This window comes from Burkholderia savannae, assembly GCF_001524445.2.
GTDB classification, from domain to species: Bacteria; Pseudomonadota; Gammaproteobacteria; order Burkholderiales; family Burkholderiaceae; genus Burkholderia; species Burkholderia savannae.
In genome coordinates, this window is record NZ_CP013418.1 from 1,138,695 (window position 1) to 1,158,066 (window position 19,372).

Consider the following 19,372-nt stretch of genomic DNA (forward strand, 5'->3'; position numbering starts at 1 on the left):
CGCCGCGCGTCAGGGCTTCTTGCCGGCGCTCCCCGCCAGATCGATCGCCGAGCTCGAGCCGACCTGCGCGCGCAACTGGAACTTCTGGATCTTCCCGGTCGACGTCTTCGGCAGCTCGCCGAACCGCACCGCCTTCGGGATCTTGAACGCGGCGAGCAGCAGCCGGCAGTGCGCGATGATCTCCTCCTCGGTCGCGCTCATCCCTTCGCGCAGCTCGACGAACGCGCACGGCACCTCGCCCCATTTCGGGTCCGGCAGCGCGACGACCGCCGCGACCGCGACGGCCGGATGCCGGTACAGCGCGTCCTCGACCTCGATGCTCGAAATGTTCTCGCCGCCCGAGATGATGATGTCCTTGCGGCGGTCCCTGATCCGGATGTAGCCGTCGGGCGTGAGCACGCCCAGGTCGCCCGTGTGGAACCAGCCGCCCGCGAACGCCTCGTCGGTCGCGTGCGGGTTCTTCAGATAGCCCTTCATGCAGATGTTGCCGCGGAACATGATCTCGCCGAGCGTCTCGCCGTCCGCCGGCACGGGCGCCATCGTGTCGGGATCGAGCACCGTCGCGCCCGCCTGCAGGTGGTAGCGCACGCCCTGCCGCGCGTTCAGCTGCGCGAGCTCCTCGTCGGGCAGCGATTCCCAGTGCGACTGCTTCGCGCAGACCGTCGCCGGGCCGTACACCTCGGTGAGCCCGTAGACGTGCGTGAGATCGAAGCCGATCTCCTTCATCTTCGCGATCACCGCGGGCGCGGGCGCCGCGCCCGCGACGAACGCATGCACCTTGTGCGCGATCCCCTCGCGCCATTGCGCGGGCGCGTTCGCGATCGCGCCCTGCACGATCGGCGCGCCGCTGTAGTGCGTGACGCGCTCGCGCCGGATCAGGTCGAGCACGAGCTTCGCGTCGACCTTGCGCAGGCACACGTTCACGCCCGCGCGCGCCGCGACCGCCCACGGAAAGCACCAGCCGTTGCAGTGGAACATCGGCAGCGTCCACAGGTAGACCGCGTGCTTCGGCATGTCCCATTCGAGGATGTTGCTGATCGCGGCCAGGTACGCGCCTCGGTGGTGATAGACGACGCCCTTCGGATCGCCCGTCGTCCCCGACGTGTAGTTCAGCGCGATCGCCTCCCATTCGTCGGACGGCGGCTTCCATGCGTACGCGGGATCGCCGCCCGCGAGGAACGCCTCGTAGTCGGTCGCGCCACGGAAACGGGCCGGATCGGCGGGCATCGCGTCGGCGACGCTGACGATCGCGAGCCCCGGCACCTCGAGCGCCGCGCGGTGCGCGAACTCCGCGTACTCGGTGTCGACGATCAGCACCTTCGCCTCGCCGTGGCGCAGCATGAACAGCATCGACGGGATATCGAGCCGCGTGTTCAGCGCGTTGAGGACGGCGCCTGCCATCGGCACGCCGAAGTGCGCCTCGATCATCTGCGGAATGTTCGGCAGCAGCGCGGCGACCGTGTCGCCCCGCCCGACGCCCGCGCGCTCGAGCGCGCTCGCGAGCCGCCGTGCGCGCGCGTAGGTTTCGCTCCACGTGCGGCGCACGTCGCCGTGCACGACGGCGAGGCGAGCGCCGTACACCTCGGCCGCGCGCGCGATGAAATCGATCGGCGTGAGCGGCACGTAATTGGCGTCGCGCTTGCCGAGTCCCTCCTCGAACCTCTGCGTCATGATGTCGTCTCCTGCAAGGCTCGCGCCTCGATATCGTTGGTTTGTGGTCCAATTGGACAAGCCTACTCGCGGCCATTGTGAGCCGTCTGTCACCCAAGCGACAGACTCCCCGCCGGCGACCGCGCGTATTCCCTATCCTCGCAAACCCTGTGTGATGCAAGACGACGCTCGAGCCGAGGTTCAAGCCGACGCCCAAACGATTCGCCGCGCGCCGCCGCTCGACGCGCCGCCAGCCGATACGGCCGGCGCGACCGGGCCCGGCGATCTTCGCGCGCTCTTCTCCCACTGCGGCTGGTTCAACGCGCTCGCGCCCGAGCACCAGGCGCTCGTCGTCGCGCAGTCGCACGCCGAGCATCACGACGCGGGCGATTGGGTCGCGCGCCGGCAGGCGCCCACCGAATACTGGATCGGCGTGCATCGCGGGCTCGTGAAGCTCGCGATCTACAACGCGTCCGGGCGCGGCTGCACGTTCTCCGGCGTGCCGTCGGGCGGCTGGTTCGGCGAAGGCAGCGTGATCAAGCGCGAGCTGCGCAAGTACGACGTGATCGCGGTCCAGCGCTCGCTCGTGCTGTTCGTGCCGACCGCGACGTTCCATGCGCTCCTCGACAGCAGCCTGCCGTTCACGGGCTTCGTGATCCGCCAGTTGAACAACCGGATGGGCGAGTTCATCGCGTCGATCCAGAACAGCCGGCTGCTCGACGTGAACGCGCGCGTCGCGCAATCGCTCGCGCAGCTCTTCAATCCCGACTTGTATCCGGACACCGGCGCGACGCTCGCGATCTCGCAGGAGGAACTCGGGATGCTCGTCGGCGTGTCGCGGCAGCGGATCAATCAGGCGCTCCGGCACCTCGAGCGGCTCGGCGCGCTGCGTGTCGCGTACAACCAGATCGACGTGCTCGATCTGCCGAGGCTCGCGGCGTTCGGGATGGAGCAGATCTGACGAAGGGCCGCCGCGACGCTCGGGCGGCCTGTGGGCGGCCCGAGGGCGGCTGAGCCGTGCGTCGACGGGCGTCGCACGCACGCGCTGCCGCTCGACGACATCTATCTGTGCGGCGGCCGGGTTGTCGCCGTCATATCTGGTCCGCGCGTTCGGCGCGCGTTACGGGATGAAGCCGCATGCGTCTCTCGCGAACCGGCGCATTCGATACGGCCGCGCGCGGTTGAAGCTCGGCCGGCCGATCGCCGACGTCGCGCTCGATGCGGGCTTCGCCCCAAGCCCGCCAATCATCAGCCGAATGCGCCACCCCGATCCGGCCGGTCCGGCAAAGCCTGCGCGCCGACGCCCGCCCCGCCCGATTCCTCCGACGATCCCTTCCTGACAAATCCGCCATCTTCGCGTCAGCGACACGTCCGGCGCGCTTTTTTATCATGCGATCCCGACCACCGACGCAACGCCCGCCCGTCTGAGCACCCGCCCTCCATGTGGATCGTCAATCTCGCGCTCAAGCGCCCGTACACGTTCATCGTGATGGCCATCATGATCCTGCTGGCCACGCCTCTCGCGCTGATGCGCACGCCGACCGACGTGCTGCCGTCGATCGACATTCCGGTCATCAGCGTGATCTGGAATTACAACGGCCTGTCCGCGCAGGAGATGACCGACCGGATCACGTCCGTCCACGAGCGCACGCTGACGACGACCGTCAGCAACATCCAGCACATCGAATCGCAGACGCTGCCCGGCATCGCGATCATCAAGATCTTCCTGCAGCCCGGCGCGAGCACGCAGACGGCGATCGCGCAGACGGTGTCGGCCGCGCAGGCGATCGTGCGGCAGATGCCGCAGGGCGCGACGCCGCCCCTCATCATCAGTTACTCGGCGTCGAGCATTCCGGTGATCCAGCTCGGGCTGTCGAGCCAGTCGATGAGCGAGCAGCAGCTCGCCGACGTCGCGATGAACTTCCTGCGTCCGCAACTGATCACGATTCCCGGCGCGCAGGTGCCCTACCCGTACGGCGGCCGCACGCGCGTGATCTCCGTCGATCTCGACACGCAGGCGCTGCTCGCGAAGGGCATGACGCCCGCCGACATCGTCAATGCAGTCAACGCTCAGAACCTCGTGCTGCCGACCGGCACCGCGAAAATCGGCCAGACCGAATACCGCGTCGGCACGAACGCGTCGCCGGACACGCTCGCCGAGCTGAACCGGCTGCCCGTGCGGACGACGGGCGGCGCGACGATCTATCTGTCAGACGTCGCGCACGTGCGCGACGGCTTCACGCCGCAGACGAACGTCGTGCGCAAGGACGGCGAGCGCGGCGTGCTCGTGTCGGTGCTCAAGAGCGGCGACGCGTCGACGCTCGCCGTCGTCAACACGCTGAAGGCGCTGCTGCCGTCGGTCGAGAACACGCTGCCCGAGGATCTGAAAATCACGCCGCTCTTCGATCAGTCGGTGTTCGTCGACGCGGCGATCCAGGGCGTGATTCACGAGGCGCTGATCGCCGCCGCGCTGACCGCGATGATGATCCTGCTGTTCCTCGGCAACTGGCGCAGCACGCTCATCATCGCGATCTCGATTCCGCTGTCGATCTTCACGTCGCTGCTCGCGCTCGCCGCGCTCGGCGAAACGATCAACATCATGACGCTCGGCGGCCTCGCGCTCGCGGTCGGCATTCTCGTCGACGACGCGACGGTCACGATCGAGAACATCGAACGCCATCTGCATCTGGGCTCCGACCTGCGCACGGCGATCCTCGAGGGCGCGGGCGAGATCGCGGTGCCCGCGCTCGTGTCGACGCTCTGCATCTGCGTCGTGTTCGTGCCGATGTTCTTCCTCACGGGCGTCGCGCGCTATCTGTTCGTGCCGCTCGCCGAGGCGGTGGTGTTCGCGATGCTCGCGTCGTACGTGCTGTCGCGCACGCTCGTGCCGACGCTCGCGATGCTGCTGTTCGGCAAGCACCGCCCGGGCATCGGCCCAGCCGCGCCCGCCGCGCGGCCGTCGCGCTTCGCGCGCTTTCATCATGCGTTCGAGCGCGCGTTCGAGCGGCTGCGCGCGGGCTACATCGTGCTGCTGAGCGTGCTGCTCGTGCGCCGCCGCTTCCATGCGTCGCTCTTTCTCGGCTTCTGCGTGCTGTCGACGGGCCTCGTGTTCGCGCTCGGCCGCGACTTCTTCCCGAGCGTCGACGCGGGCAACCTCCGCCTGCACATGCGCGCGCCGACCGGCTACCGGATCGAGGAAACCGCGCGGCTCGCCGACCAGGTCGAGCAGACGATCCGCGAAGCGGTGCCGGCCGCCGAGCTCGGCACGATCGTCGACAATCTCGGGCTGCCGGTGAGCGGCATCAACCTGTCGTACAGCAACGCGGGCACGATCGGCACGCTCGACGGCGAGATCCTGATCGCGCTCAAGCCCGGCCACGCGAGCGCGCAGCGCTACGTCGAGCAGTTGCGCGGCCTCTTGCCCGCGCGCTTTCCGGGCGTCGAGTTCTTCTTCCAGCCGTCGGACATCGTCACGCAGATCCTGAACTTCGGGCAGCCGGCCGCGATCGACGTGCAGGTGCAAGGCGCCGACCTCGCGTCGAACATGGCGATCGCGAGCCGGCTGATGAAGCGCGTGCGCGCGATTCCCGGCGCCGTCGACGCGCACGTCCTGCAACGCAACGACGAGCCGAGCCTCACGGCCGACATGGACCGCACGCGCATGCAACAGCTCGACCTGTCCGCGCAGAACGTCGCGCAGAACCTGCTGATCTCGCTCGCCGGCACGTCGCAGACCGCGCCGTCGTTCTGGGTGAATCCGAAGACGGGCGTGCAATATCCGCTGACCATCCAGACGCCGCAATACCAGGTCGGCTCGGTCGGCGACCTGCTCGCGACGCCCGTGTCGGCGAGCGGCCGCGCGGGCGCGCCGTACCAGCTGCTCGGCAATCTCGTCGACATCGTGCCGGGCGTGTCGCCCGCCGTCGTCACGCATTACAACATCCGCCCGGTGATCGACCTGCTCGTGAGCGTCGAGGGCCGCGACCTCGGCTCGGTCGCGACCGAGATCGGCCGCGCGATCGACGACGCGCGCGCGACGCTGCCGCGCGGCACGACGATCACGATGCGCGGCCAGGTGGAGACGATGCGCACGTCGTATCTCGGCCTCGGCGCGGGCGTCGCGATGGCGATCGTGCTCGTCTATCTGCTGATCGTCGTGAACTTCCAGTCGTGGCTCGATCCGCTCATCATCGTGAGCGCGATGCCCGCCGCGCTCGCCGGCATCGCGTGGATGCTGTACATCACCGGCACGCACCTGTCGGTGCCGGCGCTCACGGGCGCGATCATGACGGTCGGCGTGGCGACCGCGAACAGCATTCTCGTCGTCGCGTTCGCGCGGCAGCGGCTCGAGGCCGGCGCGCCGCCGCTCACGGCCGCGCTCGAGGCGGGCGCGACGCGAATCCGCCCGGTGCTGATGACCGCGCTCGCGATGATCATCGGCATGATCCCGATGGCGCTCGGCCTGGGCGTCGGCGCCGAGCAGAACGCGCCGCTCGGCCGCGCGGTGATCGGCGGCCTGCTGCTCGCGACCGTCTCGACGCTGCTGTTCGTGCCGCTCGTGTTCGCGGGCGTCCACCAGCGGCTCGCGAAGCGCCGCGCGCGCCGCGCCGCGGCCGAGCGTGCCGGCGACGCCGCGCCCCGTTCCGTTGACCCGAATTGAGAACCGGTTGAATCCATGGAAGAGAAACATCACAGCTCCGTCGGCATACACGTAGACGAATCCGGTCTCGATCTGCCCGCGCGCGCGCAAATGTGGAAGCGCGCGCAATGGGCGCTCGCCGCCGTCGGGCTGCTGCTCGCGGCGGGCGGGCTCCGCACGCTCGTCGCCGACTGGAGCCGCGCGAACCGGCTCGACGCGCTCGCCGCGCAGAACGCGCGCCAGTACGTGAGCGTCGTGCAGCCGAGCGCGGCGACGGGCGCGAGCCGCCTCACGCTGCCCGGCACGCTGCGCGGCTACGTCGAAGCGCCGATCTACGCGCGCGCGAGCGGCTACGTGCTGCGCTGGCGCGCGGACATCGGCGCGCGCGTGAAACAGGGCGAGCTGCTCGCCGAGCTCGACACGCCCGAGCTCGATCAGGAGCTTGCGCAGGCGGTCGCGCAGCGGCAGCAGGCCGAATCGACGCTCGCGCTCGCGAAAACGTCGCTCGATCGCGCGAGGCAGCTGCGCGAGCGCGATGCGGTGTCGCAGCAGGAGCTCGACGATCGGCAAGGCGCGTACAACCAGGGCGTCGCGAACGTCGCCGCCGCCGCGGCGAACATGCGGCGCCTCACCGAGCTGAAATCGTTCCAGAAGATCGTCGCGCCGGTCGACGGGATCGTCACCCAGCGCAACATCGACGTCGGCGATCTCGTCAACGCGGGCAACAGCGGCACGGGCCGCGCGCTCTTCACGGTCGTGCAGGCGGACCGGCTGCGCCTCTACGTGCAGGTGCCGCAGGCATATGCGCAACAGGGGCGGCTCGGCCAGCACGTGGGCGTCGCGCAGCCCGAGCTGCCGGGGCAGACGTTCGACGGCACGATCACGCACACCGCGCAGGCGATCGACGTTGCAACGCGCACGCTGCAAATCGAGATCACGCTGCCGAACGGCGACGGCAAGCTGATGCCGGGCGCCTACGTGAAGGCGACGCTGCCGATGGCGCCGGCCGGCAACCTGACGATTCCGGCGAACACGCTGCTGTTCCGCGCGGAGGGGCCGAGCGTCGCGGTGGTCGAGGCGAACGGGCAGATCCGGCTGCATCGCGTGACGATCGCGCGTACGCTCGGGCAGACGCTCGAAATCGACGGCGGCCTCGCGCCGGCCGACCGGATCGTGCTGAATCCGAGCGATTCGCTCGCGAACGGCGACGCGGTGATCGTCGCGCAGCCGCCGAAGAGCGGGCGGGCCGCGCCGATGCCCGCGCAGGCGGCCGGAGCGCGGACGTGAGCGCGCGCATCGCGTTCGGCGCGCGCGGTCGGCGCGGGGGGCTTCGGCCGTTCGCGTCGTCGGGATCGGTTCGGGCGGTTCGGGCGGTTCGGGCGGTTCGGGCGGTTCGGGCAGTTCGGGCGATGATCCGGGCGGTCCACTCGATCAGGACGGCAATCCGGGTGGTCCGGGTTGTCCCGGTGATCCCGGTGATCCCGGTAATCTCGCCGATCTCGCCGATCGGTGCGATCGGTGCGATCGGTTCGATCGGTTCGGTCGATGCAGTCGATGCAGTCGGTGCAGTCGGTGCAGTCGGTGCAGTCGGTGCGGTCGATACGTCTGTCGCGATCAAGCCGCACGGATCGACCGGCACGCGGAAACCGTCGCGAGCGCCGGACTTCGCCCTTTCGCCGGCTTGCACCGATTCGTCCGCCTTTGCCAATTCGTTCACCCTCACCGGTTCGCCCACCTTCGCCGATTCGGCCACCCTCGCCGATTCGTCCACCCTCACCGGTTCGCCCACCTTCGCCGATTCGTCCACCCTCACCGGTTCGCCCACCCGCGCCCGTTCGCGCACCTCCGCCGATTCAGCCACCCCCGCCAGTTCGCCCGAAATTCGCTGCTCGCTTCAATCGCCGTATACAAGCGGCGCGCCGAATTCGCCGAATTCTCCCGATCTGCCGCCGCCCAAATCGCGTTCACGCCGGCCGCACCGCCCGCTCGCGTTGCTCGCGCTAGCCGCGTTCGCGCTCGCCGGCTGCACGGTTGGCCCGGACTACCGCCGCCCGCCCGTCGACACGCCCGCCGCCTGGTCCATCGACCCGGCCGATTCGTACTGGCGGCCCGCCGCGCCCGCGCGCGCGTCGCTCGCGCCCGACTGGTGGCGCGCGTTCGGCGATCCGCTCCTCGACGAGCTCGAAACCCGCGCGCTCGCGCACAACCCGAGCGTGCAGGCGATCGCCGCGCGCTACGACCAGGCGCAGGCGACGCTCGCGTCGGTCGCGTCCGCGCAATGGCCGAGCGCGGGCCTCGCCGCCGGCGCGTCGCGCGCGCGGATCTCGGCCGACCGCCCGCTCACGAACTACGCGCAGGCGAATCATTCGACCGTGCAGAACGACATGCAGATCGGCGCGACGGTCAGCTACGAGCCGGACCTGTTCGGCCGGATTCGCCGCTCGGTCGAGTCCGCGCAGGCGTCGACGGACCAGGCGCGCGACGACCTCGCGAACGCACGCCTCGTGATGACGGCGAACCTCGCGACAAGCTACCTCGCACTGCGCGAGACCGACGCGGAGATCGACGTGCTGAACCGCTCGGTCGCGCTGCAGCGCAAAGCGCTCGACTTCGTGTCCGCGCAGCATGACCTGGGCGCCGTGTCCGGCCTCAATCTGATGCAGCAGAAGGCGCAGCTCGACGCGACGCGCACGCAGACGCAACTGCTGCTCAATCAGCGCGCGCAGCTCGAGCACGCGATCGCGACGCTCGCCGGCACGCCCGCGCCGGCGTTCTCGATCCCGCCGCGCGTACAGACGCTCACCGCGCCGACGCTGCCCGCCGGGCTGCCGAGCGAGCTGCTGCAGCGCCGGCCGGATGTCGCTTCGGCCGAGCGCGCGATGGCGGCCGCCAATGCCGAAATCGGCGTCGCGCGCGCCGCGTATTTCCCGCGCATCACGCTCTCGCCCGCGCTCGGCTGGGACGCGACCCGCTTCGCGAGCCTCTTCACGGCGCCGAGCCTGCTGTGGTCGGTCGGCGCGTCGCTCGCGCAGCCGCTGTTCGAGGGCGGCCGGCTCGCGGCAGGCGTCGCGTACGCGCAGGCGGGCTACGCGGCCGCGCAGGCGAACTACCGGCAAACCGTGCTGACCGCGTTCGAGGAAGTGCAAAACGCGGTAACCGGGCTGTCGGTGCTCGACGAGGCCGAGCGCCGCGCGCGGGCGGCCGTCGACGATGCGCAGCGGCTCGTCGGCCTCGCGCAGGACCGCTACGCGGGCGGCCTGACCGCGTACATCGACGTGATCGGCGCGCAGCAGCAGTTGCTCGCGAGCGAGCGGCAGGAAGTGCAGATTCGCGGGCAGCGCGCGGCGCTCGTCGTGTATCTGGCGAAGGCGCTCGGCGGCGGGTGGAGCGCGGTGGAGACGGAAGAGGCGCAGCGGCCGGCAGGCGGCGCTCCGATGCCGGCCGCTGCGTCGCGGGATGCCGCGACGCGCGCGGCGGCGAACGGAGCCGGAGCCGGAGCCGGAGTCGGAGTCGGAGTCGGAGTCGGGAACGAGGCTGGAACAGGCGAAGCCGCCGCGTCGACCGCCTTCGTGCCGGCTACTGCCGCGTCGGCCACTGCGACATCGGCCGTTTCCGTGTCGGCCGCATCCACGTCGACCGCATCCGCGCCGGCCGCATCCGCATGGCTCGCCGTCACGCCAGCCGAATCCGCACGATCCGCCGGGATGGGCGCACAATCTACGGCGAACGCCGGGGCGACGCCGGCCGGCGCGGCATAGCGGCACGCGACCGGCACAACGGGACAACACATGAAAGTACTGATCGTCGAAGACGAAGCGAAAGTGGTCGATTACCTGAAGAGCGGCCTCGCCGACGAGGGCTGGATCGTCGATGCCGCGACCGACGGCGAGGAAGGCGCATGGATGGCGCTCGAGTACGACTACGACGTCGTCGTCCTCGACGTGATGCTGCCGAAACTCGACGGCTTCGGCGTGCTCGGGGCGCTGCGCGCGCACAAGGACACGCCCGTCATCATGCTGACCGCGCGCGACCGCGTCGACGACCGCGTACGCGGCCTGCGCGGCGGCGCCGACGACTACCTGACGAAGCCGTTCTCGTTCCTCGAGCTCGTCGAGCGGCTGCGCGCACTCACGCGCCGCGCGCGCGTGCAGGAATCGACGCTGATCTCGATCGGCGATCTGCGCGTCGACCTGATCAGCCGCCGCGCGACGCGCAACGGCGTGCGGCTCGACCTCACCGCGCAGGAATTCCAGTTGCTCGGCGTGCTCGCGCGCCGGCGCGGCGAGGTGCTGTCGAAGACGACGATCACCGAGCTCGTCTGGGACGTGAACTTCGACAGCAACGCGAACGTCGTCGAGACCGCGATCAAGCGGCTGCGCGCAAAGCTCGACGGCCCGTTCGCGGACAAGCTGCTGCACACGATCCGCGGAATGGGCTACGTGCTCGAGGAACGCGCGGAAGAGGACGCGGAGGCCAAACGCTCATGACGCGCTCGATTTCCAGGCGGCTGTCGGTGCTGTTCGGCGTCGCGTCGCTGTTCGTGTTCACGCTCGTCGGCGTCGGCCTGTTCGCGATGATGGAGCGGCAACTGTTCGCCGAGCTGCGCGCGACGCTCGACACGCGCACGAAGATCGCCGCGATGATCGTGTCGCACGGCACGACGGCCGCGCGCTTCAAGATCACGCAGGACAAGCTCGCCGATCTCGAGCCGCCCGACGGCTCGACCCGCTATCACGTCGACAGCGCCGATCCGGCGTTCCGCTTCGGCAAGCCGGTCGAAGGCGAGCCCGACGGGCCCGCCGCGGACGGCTTCCTGCGGCTGCGCCCGCCCGGCAGCGAATACGACGTGATGACGAAGACCGTCGCGCTGCCCGCGAGCGGCGAGCGCCCGGCGCTCACGCTCGTCGTGTCGACCGCGTGCGAGCGCACGCAGAAGATGCTGCGGCACATCATGCTGACGCTCGCCGCGCTGATCGCGGCGGCGACGCTCGCGACGCTGCTGCTGAGCCGCGCGGTCACGCGCGTCGGGCTCGCGCCGCTCGCGCGGCTGTCGCGCGAAGCCGCGTCGCTCGGCCCCGCGAACCGGCGCCGGCGGCTGCACACCGACGCGCTGCCGCGCGAGCTGCACGATCTCGCGAGCTCGTTCAACGGCGCGCTCGAACGGATCGAGCACGCGCACGAGCGGCTCGAATCGTTCAATGCGGACGTCGCGCACGAATTGCGCACGCCCGTGAGCATCCTGATCGGCCAGACGCAGGTCGCGCTCGCGCGCGAGCGCTCGGCCGAGCGGCTGCGCGAGACGCTCGAATCGAATCTCGAGGAGTTCGAGCGGCTGCGGATCATCGTCAACGACATGCTGTTCCTCGCGCGCCGCGACCGCGGCGAGCGCGCGACCGATCTCGCCGACGTGTCGCTCGCGGCCGAGGTCACGCGCATGCTCGCGTTTCTCGACATGTCGTTCGACGACGCGCAACTGCGCGCCGAGCTCGCCGGCGACGCGCGCGCGAGCGTCGATCCGTCGCTGTTCGGCCGCGCGATGACGAACCTGCTGATCAACGCGATCCAGCACACGCGGCCGGACAACACGATCCGCGTGACGATCGCGGCGCGCGGCGAAACCGTCGAGATCGCGGTGTCGAACCCGGGCGAGCCGATCGACGCGACCGCGCGCGCGCATCTGTTCGAGCGCTTCTACCGGATCGAGGAAGCGCGCGCGAACAGCAACGAGAATCACGGCCTCGGGCTGTCGATCGTGAAGGCCGTCGCCGAGATGCATGGCGGCGCCGTGTTCGTGTCGTGCGAACGCGGCTGGAACACGATCGGGTTCTCGGTCGCCGCGCGGCCCGCCGACGCCGCGCCGCAGGCGCACGACGCGCGCACGGCGGCAGCCGGGCCGCGGCCTACGCTGAAGACGACTTGAGCGGCCGGCGGCCGGCGCGTTCGATGTCGCCAACGCCGCGCCGCCCATGCCGCCCCGCGCGCGTCGATGCGCGCGGCGCCCGCGGCCCCCGTCGCCGAAAGCCGCCGCCCCGCCCCATCGCCGAGCGCATACGAGCGCGCATGCGACTCAGCGCACCGCGACGCGCCTCGCCTCCTCGTCGTCCGTCTCGCGCAGCGGCACCGCGTCCTGCCAGCGCCGCACGTAATCGGGCACGCCCGCCGGCGCGGCGTCGGTGATCGGCGCGAAGTGCGCGTCGCGCATCGGCAGCACGCCCGCCCACACCGGCAAGCCGAGATCCGCCTCGTCGTCCTTCGGGCCGCCTGCGCGGATCTTCGTCGCGGCTTCGTCGAGCGCGATGCGCAGCACGGTCGTCGCCGCGAGCTCGTTCGCGTCGCCCGGCCGGGCGTCGCGGCTTCGGCCCGGCGCGATCCGCTCGACGAACGCATCGAGCACGGCCGCCTTCCGCGCATCCGGCACGACCTCGAACTCGCCGTAGATCACCGCCGACCGGTAGTTCATCGAGTGATTGAACGCCGAGCGCGCGAGCACGAGGCCGTCGAGATGCGTGACCGTCACGCACACCTGCGCGCCCGCCGCCGCGAGCTTCAGCATCCGGCTGCCGTTCGAGCCGTGGATGTACAGATGATCGCCCTCGCGCCAGCACGCGGTCGGAATGCAGTGCACGCCCGACTCGTCGGCGAACGCGACGTGGCATACGTACGCGTCGTCGAGAATCGCTTCGAGGGTCGCGCGATCATAGCGGCCGCGGTTGGCGACGCGGCGCACGCGGGTGCGCGAGCTCGGCGCGGTCGGGGGCCGAGCGGATTCGGCTGCGGTCGAGGTCATTCGGCGTGGCTCCTGGATGGACATGATCGTTTCGATGGGCTCGACGATAGAAAATCTGTGGCACCATGAATAGATCCATGAGATCGATCATTTTTGGAGCCACGATGGATTACGGCGTGCTGCTGTCGAACTTCGAGCGGGACAACGCGCACGACGCGCTCGCGCGCGCGTCGCAGCAGCATCGCCTTTATGCCTGCCTGCGCGCGGCGATCCTGAGCGGCACGCTCGAGCCCGGCACCTGCCTGATGTCGTCGCGCGCGCTCGCCGAGACGCTGCGGATCGCGCGCAACACGGTGCTTTATGCGTACGAGCGCCTCGCCGCCGAGGGCTTCGTCGTCGCGCGGCGGCAAGGCACGATGGTCGCGCGCGTCGGCCTGCCGGCGGCGGGCGCGGCCGCATCGCCCGCGCACGCGCGGCCCGTGCTGTCGCGACGCACCGCGGATCTGCCGGACACCGATGTCGACGACGAGCGCGAGCCGCTGTCGTTCCTGCCGGGCATGCCCGCGCTCGACCAGTTTCCGCTCGCATCGTGGCGCCGCGCGACCGAGCGCGCGTGGCGGCGCATCGGCCCCGCGCAGCTCGGCCATGCGCCGCTCGGCGGCAACCTGCGGCTGCGGCAGGCGATCGCCGAATATCTGCGCGTGTCGCGCGGAATCGGCTGCGAAGCGGAGCAGGTGTTCGTCACCGACGGCACGCAGCACGGGCTCGACCTGTGCGCGCGCACGCTCGCCGACGCGGGCGACACCGCATGGATCGAGAATCCCGGCTACGTCGGCGCGCGCTCGGCGTTCCAGGCGGCCGACCTGCGGCTCGTGCCGATCCCCGTCGACGCCGACGGCCTCGCGCCGAGCGCCGAGCACTGGCGCGCGGCTCCGCCGCGGCTCGTCTACATCACGCCGTCGCATCAGTATCCGCTCGGCGCGGTGATGAGCGTCGAGCGGCGCATCGCGCTCGTCGCGAACGCGCGCGCGGCCGGCGCATGGATCATCGAGGACGACTACGACAGCGAGTTCCGCCACTTCGGCGCGCCGCTCGCCGCGCTGCAAAGCCTCGGCGACGACGCGCCCGTCGTCTATCTCGGCACATTCAGCAAGACGATGTTTCCGACGCTGCGGATCGGCTTCGTTGTCGCGTCGGCGGCGCTCGCGCCGGAGCTGCGCCGCACGATCGGCGCGCTCGCGCCGCGCGGCCGGCTCGCCGAGCAGCTCGCGCTCGCCGATTTCATCGAGGCCGGGCATTTCACGCGGCATCTGCGCCGCATGCGCCGGCTCTACGAAGAGCGGCGCGACGTGCTGCAAGCCGCGCTCGCGCGCCATCTCGGCGGCGCGCTGACGGTGTCGGGCGGCGCGGGCGGCATGCACCTGTCCGCGCGGCTCGACGCGCCCGTCGCGGACGTCGACGTCGCGCGCGCGGCGCTCGCCCGCGCGATCACGGTGCGGCCGCTGTCGCGCTTCTGCCTGCCGGGCACCGATCGCGCCGCGTACAACGGCCTCGTGCTCGGCTACGGCGCGGTGCCGACCGAGCAGATCGACGCATGCGTGCGGCGGATCGGCCTCGCGATCGACGATGCGCGGCGCGGCGCGCGAAAACCGGCGCGAGACGCCGCGAGATGAGCCGGACGGCGCGCGGGCGCGAGCCCGCTCGCCATCGGCTCCGGGCTACGAAGCATCGGGCGCGTTCTGGCCGCTGCGGTAGGTTTCATTCAGGTAGAACTGCACCCCCTGCGTATTCTTGCTGCGCAACTGCACGATGCGATAGGCGGCATCCGACGCATTGTCGACGGCCAGGAAGCTGCACGCGATGGGCGACGTGGGCGCCGCCACCGCGACCGAAGTCGCGCCGCTCGTGACCGGCACGGTCGCTTCGCATCCGGCCTTGTTCTGGTCCTCGCTCTGAACGTTGATCTTGCCGAGCGTCAATTGCGCCGGGTTCGGCGAAGGCGAAGGCGGCGGCGTGAAGTCCACGTTCAACGCGGCTTGCGCGCCGGCGTACGCGCCCGTGGCCGACAGGAAACCCGCAGCCACGTCGGCGCCCAGCACCGGCCAGGCGCCTTGCGGATGGGCCGCGTCGTTGCCCTGCCCGTAGGCGTTGAGCCCCGCCTGCGCATCGATGAGCGGCGTCGGATTGAACACGCTGTAAGTGCCGAGCGCCGCGCCCGTCGAGTCGTATAGCGTGAACGTGTAAGCGCCGTACAACGGCAGCGAGCCGTCGAGCTTGCCGGTGCTCCAGAAGCCCTTGGCGGGCGGCGTGAACGCGCCGCCCGGCAGCGTGGCCCACGACCAGCGATATTCGTTGGTATTGCTGCCCGTCGTGGTTCCGGGCGCCGGCTGCGACGACGGCTGCTTCGCCATGATCGCCAGCGAACCGTCCCCCGTGACCGTCGAATGCACGAGCCACAATCCGGCGCTCGGCAGGCCGGGCCCCGTCACGTGGGCGGCATCGATGTTGCGACCGCCGGGGCCGCCCAGGTTCACGCCCAACGTGACGCCCGCATCGAAGAAGCTCGCATCGTGGCTTCCCGTGGAATTGACGAAGCTGTCGTGGAAATTGCGATAGGTCGCGCGCGACGTCGCCGAAATATCGAAGGGCAGCTGGTTGCCGACGATGTCCCAGCCATAGCGGGTTCGAACCGACGGTTGCACCGTCGTGTAGAGCGTGTACGGATACGCCTGCGGTTGCCCTTGCGCGGGCGCGCTCAACGCATAAGGAATGCCGATCAACGCGCCGGTGGCGCCTTGCCCCCCGGTCGCATTCGGAATGCCGACCGTCTCGACGATCGACGGCGTGCCGAACACGACGGTGGCGCTTTGCAGATTCGCATCGTATCGGGAAATGCGCGCATAGCCGTTGTCCATGTAGCCGGGATCGACCACGTTGCAGGCGGCCCCCGTGCCGCCCGCGGCCACGCATGCCTGCATGTCGGCGACTAGGCTCGCAAGGCCGGCGTTCAGCGAGGCAACCGTCGCGGCGGCCTCGGGGACGGGCGGTTGCGGCACGCTGCCCGGCGACTGCTGCGCGTTGAGCGTCAGGTCGACGTTTCCTTGCGCCGACGTCGCGCCGATGAAGGTCAGATACGTCGCGGAACCTTGAGCGACGATCCGGAACATGTCGATCACGGCGTCGGCGCCGGCATGGTTTGCCGAGAACGGCGCGCCGATCGGATCGAATGCGGCGGGGTTCGACACGCCGGCAGCGCTCAGAAAGTGCGTGAGATACGTGTCGAGCACCTGCGTGGCAGATTGCACCTTGGCCGGCGTGACCTCGGCGCTCAAATTGGCCGGTATCGCAAGCTCCAGCGGATTGCCCCCGGGCGTGAGGAGCGCGCTGACGGCCGTCGTCAGCGTGGTGACGTTGGCCGTCGCGCTTTGTCCGGCGGCGGGCGTGCTCGCGAGCACCGAGACGAACGGGCCGACCTGGCCCCCCGGATCGGTCGCGACGAGCGCGACGGGCTGCGCGAGCCCGGTCACGTCGAGCGTATACGCGCCGCTCCCCCCCGCCTGGGTGGTCACGGTCTTGCCGTTCACGTCGACGGCGGTGACGACAGCGTTCGGCACCGGACTGCCGCTTGCGACCGTGCCGCTCACGGTCGCGCCCTGCGCCGCGCCGCCCGGGCCCGAATTGGCGTTTGCGCCGCCCACCGAATTTCCGTCTGCGCCGCAACCCGCCAGCATCGACGAAATGGCCGTCGCGACACCCATCGCGGCAAGCCGTAGCCTGATCTGATTTTTCATCATCGTCCCCTTAGCCGTGCGTATCATTTTCAGGAAGAGCCACCGAGTGGCGCCTGGACCGAATCGCGTCGACGCCGCGCTTCGATCCGGCACCCATCGTGGTCGGAATGCGATCGCGGCGCATCACCCGTTCGAGGTATCGATCGAGCGCGGCGGCATGTCATGATCGAGGCTCGAGGCGGCACCGCGTCGAGGGGGGCGGGATGAACGAACGCACTGAATTTCCGGCCGGGCCGCTGTCGAGCCTGATTGGCCTGATTTATGAGACGGCGAACGACGACGACCTGTGGCCGCATCTGCTGCAGGCGATGGCGGATTTCCTGTCGGACGCCCGCGTTCACGACGCGCTGCCGATTCCGCGGCACGAGACTGACCGCATGGTCGCGAGCTGGTTCGACGGCATGGGCAACCCGCTGCCGACGAGCGCGACGGCGGCCGAACGCCAGATCTTCACGCTTCTCGCGCCGCACTTCGTCCGGGCTTGCGACATGCGCCAGCGGCTGACCGATTCCGACGGGCAGCGATGCCTGAGCGAAAGCGTGCTCGATCGGCTGCCGGTCGGCATCGCGCTGGTGGCGCGCAACGGCGCGATCGTCCACATGAACCGGGCGATGCGATCGATCCTGAATGGCCACGGCGGCCTGGCGATCGTCGCCGGCCGCCTGGAATCGCGGCCCCGGCGGCTTCTCGACGACGCGTTGCGCGACGCGCCCGAGCATGCGCAAACGCAGGCCGCATTCCGGCTCGACGGCGGGCAAGCGGCGCTGTCGGTGCTCGTGAGCCGCGTCGCACGGGAAGCGGGAACGAACGCGCACGCGATGGTCTGGGTCGCCAGCTCGGATGCGCCGCTCGTGCCGGAAGCCGGCCTGAGCGCGCTCTTCGACCTGAGCGCGGCGGAAGCGCGGCTCACCCAGCGGCTCGTGCGCGGGATGACGCTGGAGGACGCCGCGCAGGATCTCGGCACGAGCGTGAACACGGTCAAGACCCAACTGAAATCGGTGTTCGCGAAGATCGGCGTGCGGCGCCAACCGGAACTGGTTCAGGCGATCTGGTCGACGCCTCTCTGGCTCGATCAAACCGGAACGGCGCAACCATGGTCTCGCCTGCGCCGGCCTCCCGCGGCCGCCGCGCGTTCGCCCGCGCAAGAGGACGGGCGCCTGCGCCTGCCCGACGGCCGGTGGCTAGCGTGGTCCGACAGCGGCGATCCGGACGGCCTTCCCCTGATCCTGATGCACGGCCTGTCGTGCTCGCGGCACCTGCGGCATCCGGACGACGCCTTGCTTCGCGAGGCGTCCATCCGGCTCATCATTCCCGAGCGTCCGGGCACGGGCGATTCCGATCCGATGCCGGGGCGGCGAGTGTCGGACTGGCCGGCGGACGTCGCGGCCCTGGCGAATCATCTCGATCTGACGCGCTTCGCCGTGCTCGGCTATTCGGCGGGCACGCCCTACGCGCTCGCCACCGCGCGAGCGATGGCGGACCGCGTGGATGCGCTGTTCGTCGTGGGCGCGACGCCTCCCGTCGAGCGCTTCGAGGATATCCGCGCATACTCGGCCCATTTCCGCATGGCGCTGATGGTGGCGCGCTACACGCCCAACCTGCTGCCGCCGCTACTGCAAGTCGTGATACGCAGCATTCGCAAGGACGTGTACGGCTATATCGAATCCATCCTGCAATCGATGCCGGAAGTGGATCGCCGGGTGTTCGAGCATGCGGAATTTCGCGAAAACTACGCGCGCGAATTGCTGGCCGGCGTGAGGCACGGCACGCGGCACTTCGTCGCCGAAACGCTGCTGAACGTCCATGGCTGGCAAATCGACGGCGAGCGCTTCGCGATGCCCGTCGAGCTCTTTCACGGCAGCCTGGACTGGCACATCTCGATCGACGCCGTGCGTCGGCTGACGGCGCGCATTCCGGGCGCCCGTCTGCATGAAATCGCGGATGGCGGGCACTTTCTGATCTATTCGCACTGGCGGGACATTCTGAGTTCGATCCGGCAATCCGTCGCGCGTCATGCGTGCGCGGACGAATAGGTCCGCCAGTAGGTCCACCGCAAGAGCCGCCCGCCGCGCCCGGACGCCGCGCCGGTCAGCGAACGGCGGAGCCGCGCAGCAAGCCGCCGCGGTCGGCTTCCGAGCAGGTCGCGAAGCCGTGCCGCGAGACGACGCCGCGCCGATCGAACACGACGTAGTACGGACGATGGTCGTTGCCGTGGCGTAAATCGTAGTTGTAGCAGACGCCCGAGCCGTTGCGCACCATCCAGACGCTCGCCGGATTGCCGCCCGCCGCCACGATCTGCGTCTGCGTCGCGCCCGGCTGCGCGGCCGCCTTCGGCAGCGGCAGCCTCGCGTACGAGAACGAATCGAACCAGCCGCTGAACCACGAACAGCCGCTCAACAGCAGCGCGGCGGCGAGCGGAAAAGCGAGGGCGGGAACGGTGCGGTTCGTCGTCTGGAATGGCATGCGGCTCAACCGTGCGGCGCGATGCCGTCGCAGTGGAAAACTGCATGCTAATCGACGTTTCGCTGTCTTTTTGTTGAATTTTCTTAAAACAGTCGGAAAAAC

The 19,372-nt window shown here is 70.0% G+C and carries 12 protein-coding genes and 1 pseudogene; 9 read left to right on the plus strand and 4 right to left on the minus strand.

The features are described 5' to 3' along the window. Positions 1-9 precede the first annotated feature (9 nt). A complete protein-coding gene (locus tag WS78_RS26145; protein WP_059578527.1) occupies positions 10-1,671 on the minus strand; it encodes an acyl-CoA synthetase in 1,662 nt (553 codons plus the stop codon). A gap of 154 nt (positions 1,672-1,825) precedes the next feature. On the opposite strand from WS78_RS26145, the gene WS78_RS26150 reads away from it, so the two are divergent. From WS78_RS26150 to WS78_RS26180, 7 genes and pseudogenes are all read left to right on the plus strand, one after another. Beyond that, positions 1,826-2,611 (plus strand): Crp/Fnr family transcriptional regulator, encoded by a 786-nt coding sequence (locus tag WS78_RS26150; RefSeq protein ID WP_059578531.1) that lies wholly within the window; start codon positions 1,826-1,828, stop codon positions 2,609-2,611. A 100-nt stretch (positions 2,612-2,711) separates the two neighbouring features. After that, a pseudogene (locus WS78_RS37815) lies at positions 2,712-2,882 on the plus strand (helix-turn-helix domain-containing protein); the annotation flags it as partial. A 209-nt stretch (positions 2,883-3,091) separates the two neighbouring features. Further along, entirely contained in the window at positions 3,092-6,310 is a 3,219-nt protein-coding gene (locus WS78_RS26160) for an efflux RND transporter permease subunit (protein WP_059578535.1), read from the plus strand. A 15-nt stretch (positions 6,311-6,325) separates the two neighbouring features. After that, positions 6,326-7,576: an efflux RND transporter periplasmic adaptor subunit gene (locus WS78_RS26165; protein ID WP_059578539.1), complete on the plus strand. Its 1,251-nt coding sequence runs from the start codon at positions 6,326-6,328 to the stop codon at positions 7,574-7,576. Positions 7,577-8,280: 704 nt separating this feature from the next. Next, positions 8,281-10,047 (plus strand): efflux transporter outer membrane subunit, encoded by a 1,767-nt coding sequence (locus tag WS78_RS26170; RefSeq protein WP_226377313.1) that lies wholly within the window; start codon positions 8,281-8,283, stop codon positions 10,045-10,047. Positions 10,048-10,077: 30 nt separating this feature from the next. Further along, positions 10,078-10,776 carry a heavy metal response regulator transcription factor gene (locus WS78_RS26175; RefSeq protein ID WP_059578543.1) on the plus strand — a complete coding sequence of 233 codons (699 nt, stop codon included), beginning with the start codon at positions 10,078-10,080 and terminating at the stop codon, positions 10,774-10,776. Continuing rightward, the gene (locus WS78_RS26180; protein WP_038747672.1) at positions 10,773-12,209 is read left to right on the plus strand and encodes a heavy metal sensor histidine kinase; all 1,437 of its coding nucleotides are present in this window, start codon (positions 10,773-10,775) and stop codon (positions 12,207-12,209) included. The genes WS78_RS26175 and WS78_RS26180 overlap by 4 nt, the downstream gene beginning before the upstream one ends. Before the next feature lie 147 nt (positions 12,210-12,356). On the opposite strand, the gene WS78_RS26185 is transcribed toward WS78_RS26180, so the two are convergent. Continuing rightward, positions 12,357-13,076, minus strand: coding sequence for a pyridoxamine 5'-phosphate oxidase family protein (locus tag WS78_RS26185; protein ID WP_038747670.1), 720 nt, complete (start codon positions 13,074-13,076; stop codon positions 12,357-12,359). A gap of 104 nt (positions 13,077-13,180) precedes the next feature. On the opposite strand from WS78_RS26185, the gene pdxR reads away from it, so the two are divergent. Next, positions 13,181-14,689, plus strand: a complete 1,509-nt coding sequence (pdxR, locus tag WS78_RS26190) for a MocR-like pyridoxine biosynthesis transcription factor PdxR (RefSeq protein WP_059578546.1) — start codon at positions 13,181-13,183, stop codon at positions 14,687-14,689. Between the two features lie 45 nt (positions 14,690-14,734). On the opposite strand, the gene WS78_RS26195 is transcribed toward pdxR, so the two are convergent. Next, on the minus strand, positions 14,735-16,714 hold the full coding sequence (locus tag WS78_RS26195) for a carboxypeptidase-like regulatory domain-containing protein (RefSeq protein WP_156437445.1): 1,980 nt from the start codon (positions 16,712-16,714) through the stop codon (positions 14,735-14,737). A gap of 296 nt (positions 16,715-17,010) precedes the next feature. On the opposite strand from WS78_RS26195, the gene WS78_RS26200 reads away from it, so the two are divergent. Beyond that, the gene (locus tag WS78_RS26200; RefSeq protein ID WP_059578555.1) at positions 17,011-18,840 is read left to right on the plus strand and encodes an alpha/beta fold hydrolase; all 1,830 of its coding nucleotides are present in this window, start codon (positions 17,011-17,013) and stop codon (positions 18,838-18,840) included. 55 nt (positions 18,841-18,895) lie between these two features. Here WS78_RS26200 and WS78_RS26205 read toward each other — a convergent pair whose 3' ends face one another. Next, positions 18,896-19,270, minus strand: a complete 375-nt coding sequence (locus WS78_RS26205; protein ID WP_038747662.1) for an outer membrane protein assembly factor BamE — start codon at positions 19,268-19,270, stop codon at positions 18,896-18,898. Positions 19,271-19,372: the final 102 nt, after the last annotated feature.

Bases quoted from the DNA above. Each gene is read 5' to 3' on its own strand.
- WS78_RS26145 (WP_059578527.1), bottom strand. From the start codon at position 1,671: ATGACGCAGAGGTTCGAGGAGGGACTCGGCAAGCGCGACGCCAATTAC.
- WS78_RS26150 (WP_059578531.1), top strand. From the start codon at position 1,826: ATGCAAGACGACGCTCGAGCCGAGGTTCAAGCCGACGCCCAAACGATT.
- WS78_RS26160 (WP_059578535.1), top strand. From the start codon at position 3,092: ATGTGGATCGTCAATCTCGCGCTCAAGCGCCCGTACACGTTCATCGTG.
- WS78_RS26165 (WP_059578539.1), top strand. From the start codon at position 6,326: ATGGAAGAGAAACATCACAGCTCCGTCGGCATACACGTAGACGAATCC.
- WS78_RS26175 (WP_059578543.1), top strand. From the start codon at position 10,078: ATGAAAGTACTGATCGTCGAAGACGAAGCGAAAGTGGTCGATTACCTG.
- WS78_RS26180 (WP_038747672.1), top strand. From the start codon at position 10,773: ATGACGCGCTCGATTTCCAGGCGGCTGTCGGTGCTGTTCGGCGTCGCG.
- WS78_RS26185 (WP_038747670.1), bottom strand. From the start codon at position 13,076: ATGACCTCGACCGCAGCCGAATCCGCTCGGCCCCCGACCGCGCCGAGC.
- pdxR (WP_059578546.1), top strand. From the start codon at position 13,181: ATGGATTACGGCGTGCTGCTGTCGAACTTCGAGCGGGACAACGCGCAC.
- WS78_RS26200 (WP_059578555.1), top strand. From the start codon at position 17,011: ATGAACGAACGCACTGAATTTCCGGCCGGGCCGCTGTCGAGCCTGATT.
- WS78_RS26205 (WP_038747662.1), bottom strand. From the start codon at position 19,270: ATGCCATTCCAGACGACGAACCGCACCGTTCCCGCCCTCGCTTTTCCG.